Here is a 3,633-nt window from a genome sequence, read left to right on the forward strand (position 1 = left end):
CGTCAACCTCACCCGATTCCACGGAGTCTTCGCACCGAACAGCAAACACCGTGTTCAGGTCACACCGGCTAAACGCGGAAAAAAGCCTGACAAACTAGAAGCAGCCGATACTGACTGGCTCGATAAGACCCCTGAAGAGCGGCACCATGCCATGACATGGATGCAGCGACTTAAGCGAGTCTTCAATATTGATATTGAGGTTTGCGAGCACTGTGGAGGGCATGTCAAAGTGATTGCCAGCATTGAGGATCCGGACATAATCGAGCAGATTCTTAAACATCTCAAACAGAAGGCGGCCAAAGCCGATACTAACCATCACACCCAGCCGCCAGAGCGAGCCCCACCACTGACTCCCAGCCTGTTCGGCCCATCGCAGACTCGTTTATTTAATTGACGCTCCTAAGCTCTCAATCCATGTACTGTCAGCCTTTGCGGCAGGCCGGTGGGGCAACTGTCGGCTAAAGATCCATTCGCCAGGCACTTTTCGGTCAAATCGACCAAAATACGACCTTCTTTGGGCGCTGTGAAGCTAAATTCCGGGGCTTAGGCAATAAAAATGAGCAGCAATTTCGGGTATGCTACTTCATCCGAAGGGTGAAAAGGTGCTTTAAACGTCCTATACGCCCGACCATTCGTGGTTCTGAAGCGGGCAGTAAAAAGCGCTATGCCGGTATGGTTGTTAAAAATCAACAACCGGAAATGGTCTTTAAAGGGTTGGAAACGGTTCGCACTGATTGGACAGACGTGGCGAGAGACTTTCAAAAGAATCTTTACCAAATCGTCTTTGATGATCGCGACCCAAGCCAATTTATCAAAGACACCGTGGCGGCCACACTGAATGGAGAACGGGATAATCAGCTGGTTTATCGAAAACGCCTTAGAAGACCGCTCAGAGAGTACGTTAAAAACGTTCCACCCCATGCTCGATCTGCCAAAATAGCCGACGAAAAGAACAAAGCGCTTGGCAAGCCACTACAGTATCAACACAAAGGCTGGATCAACTATATCATCACCCTGAACGGGCCTGAGCCTTTGGACTATCTTGAATCAGACATTGATTACCAACACTACATTGAGAAACAGCTAAAGCCCATCGCGGAAGGCATTCTGCCCTTTATCGGGATGGACTTTGATCGCCTAATAGATAATCAAATGGCCTTATTCTAGGGAACCTAGAAGTAAGTTCCTTAAGGCTCAATGATATTAAAGACACCTCTCGGCTTCTCAAACAACCTGAAGAAACTCACTAAATCCAGCTTACTACCCTCCACCGTCAAATCATCCGAGAACAGGGTTTCTTTGATCCCAGCCTGATCAGTGGCCATTTTGAGAAATAACTCATGAGTCACCTTAAGTGTGGCATCCGCATCACTGACAGGTTCAATTTGTTCAAAATGCAGAACGGCATTTTCAATCCACAAATAGAAATTTACCTGCCTGTCAGTGAAGGTGATATTGATCTTATGATGGCTATCAAAAGCTTCCGGGCCAATTAAACGGGCAGCCATTGATATAAAGAAGTTCTCAAGAGGTGCCTCTCTCAGAACCCCCTCCATCATTGCCACATCAACGCCTTTATCCGGGCCACCATGTCTCAGCTCATAAGCCCCCGTAAGATAATTATCTCGCCAAGGCGCTGATTCCGATTGGTATCCCAATTGATCATAAGCTTTAGCAAGGAGCTCTCGGGCCTTATCGTTGCCAGGGTCAGCAAAGACCAATTTATTCAAAAGTTCGGCTACCCAACGATATTCACCCTGGTCAAAAGCCGATTGAGCAGCAAGTAGAACCCTCTCAGCCCCTCCCATTAAGGCTATGTATTTATCCGCAGATTCTTCCGGAGGAAGCGGATTAAGATTCGCAGGGTTTCCGTCATACCAGCCTAAATACCACTGATAAACCGCTTTTGCATTATGTTTTACCGTTCCATAGTAACCACGGTTGGAAAAGTTACTGGCCAAACTCGGAGGCAACTCAATCTGTTCGGCTATCTCCGTTGGCGTATACCCTGCATTTAATAAACGCACCGACTGATCATGGATATATTTATAAGTATCCCGTTGAGCTTTAAGAAATGTCACCAGTTTTTCACTGCCCCATATCGGCCAGTGGTGACTGCCAAAATAGAGGTCACTTTTCTCTGCGTATTGAATGGCATCATGAATATAACCGCTCCACTTCAAAGCATCGCGCACTTTAGCCCCTCTCAAGGTATATAGGTTGTGGAGATTACGCGAAACCAATTCAGCGCCACACCAGGCTCGGAACTCAGGAAGATAGAAAGTAAATTCTGCAGGTGCTTCTGAACCGGATACCACCTGAAATTCAAATGTCACGCCGTCGATCTCATGACGTTCACCACTCTCGGAAATCAGCACATTGGGTTCTAAGATAGTGAACTGACCAAACGCAGGTTCCTTACCTAAGCCAGAGCCCACATGCCCTCTTTCAGATTTAGGTAATCGCTTTCCGTACATGTACATAGAGCGACGTCCCATTGCCATGCCTGCCACCACATTTTCACTGGTGGCCTCTTCCATAAAGCCTTCTGGCGCGATCACTTTAAGTTGCTGTTGGCTGACTTGTTCTGGAGAGGCAATGCCATGGGCACCGCCAAAGTGATCAATATGAGAATGGGTGAACAAAATGGCGCTAACGGGTCTTTTTCCTAATTGATCATTTACCAGTTTCATTGCCACGCGTGCCGTTTCCACTGTGGTTAACGGGTCTATCACGATCCAGCCCGTCTCTCCACGAATCACGGTCATATTGGCCAGATCGAAACCACGAACCTGATATATCCCCTCTGATAACTGATACAAACCATGCCTGTTGTTGAGTCCCGCCTGCCGCCAAAGACTAGGATTTACAGTTGCAGGAGCTTGTCCTTGTATGAACTCATAGGCCTTTGTGTTCCAGGCCAATTTTCCGGAGGCGGATACTTGAAGGCCTTCTACCGTGGCTATGAAGCCTCGTTTGGATTGTGCGATATCTTCAGAATCTTTGAGGGGAAGTTGCGCTTCGACAGCCTGATTCATTTTTTGTGTTATCTGGGTGGCGGGGGAAAAACCTTCGACCGAACCTATGCCATCAACAGTTTCTGTCTGAGATTGAGTACATCCAGTAATCAAAACCGCAATTAACAGAACCCATGTCCCGTGCTTAAACATAATCTCGAAACTCCCTGTAAAGCGCATGCGTCAGCGCATTGAAAAACCTTGTAAGATCAACTACTTTTAATAGCTATCAACAATAGCTGACCTAGGCACTTAAAAATAGATTTGAAAACTAGGGAACCTCTGAATATTTTAAATCATTTGTATTGCATGAGCAAGGATAGTCGGCAAAACAGGATGTACTTCTACGGAGTTGAAACGCTCAAAGAAGCTGAAGAGTTCGAGCCCTTACCAAGAGATGAGTATGACAAGCTGTTTCAGGCACCAAAAGAGCCTGATTCGTCAAAAGACCTTCAAAGCAATACGCAAAACGACAAGCCTAAGCAGTCATAACATGGCCTCCGTAATAAGCTAAGCATAGTAAAGACATGAGTAAGACTTCTGACAACGCAACTGAAAACGACACTGTAGTCGACCAAGGCCAGCCTCTAATCAGCCATCTGATAGAATTGCGCAC

General features: G+C 46.7%; 3 protein-coding genes and 1 pseudogene. 3 read left to right on the forward strand and 1 reads right to left on the reverse strand.

Going from position 1 to position 3,633, the window contains the following annotated elements; translation table 11 throughout:
* A pseudogene (locus tag A3735_RS16645) lies at positions 1-394 on the forward strand (IS91 family transposase); the annotation flags it as partial.
* A gap of 200 nt (positions 395-594) precedes the next feature.
* Complete coding sequence (locus A3735_RS16650) at positions 595-1,167, forward strand: DNA polymerase domain-containing protein (protein ID WP_068510504.1); 573 nt, start codon at positions 595-597, stop codon at positions 1,165-1,167.
* Between the two features lie 20 nt (positions 1,168-1,187).
* Here the strand turns inward: A3735_RS16650 and A3735_RS16655 are convergent, their stop codons facing one another.
* Positions 1,188-3,170 carry an alkyl/aryl-sulfatase gene (locus tag A3735_RS16655; RefSeq protein ID WP_068510506.1) on the reverse strand — a complete coding sequence of 661 codons (1,983 nt, stop codon included), beginning with the start codon at positions 3,168-3,170 and terminating at the stop codon, positions 1,188-1,190.
* A gap of 156 nt (positions 3,171-3,326) precedes the next feature.
* Here A3735_RS16655 and A3735_RS29750 point away from each other — a divergent pair, with 156 nt between their 5' ends.
* A complete protein-coding gene (locus A3735_RS29750) occupies positions 3,327-3,509 on the forward strand; it encodes a hypothetical protein (RefSeq protein WP_156499542.1) in 183 nt (60 codons plus the stop codon).
* Positions 3,510-3,633 lie beyond the last annotated feature (124 nt).

The organism is Oleiphilus sp. HI0061 (assembly GCF_001635675.1).

Coding starts and splice junctions, on each gene's coding strand:
- A3735_RS16655 (WP_068510506.1), bottom strand. CDS start 3,170: ATGTTTAAGCACGGGACATGGGTTCTGTTAATTGCGGTTTTGATTACT.
- A3735_RS29750 (WP_156499542.1), top strand. CDS start 3,327: ATGAGCAAGGATAGTCGGCAAAACAGGATGTACTTCTACGGAGTTGAA.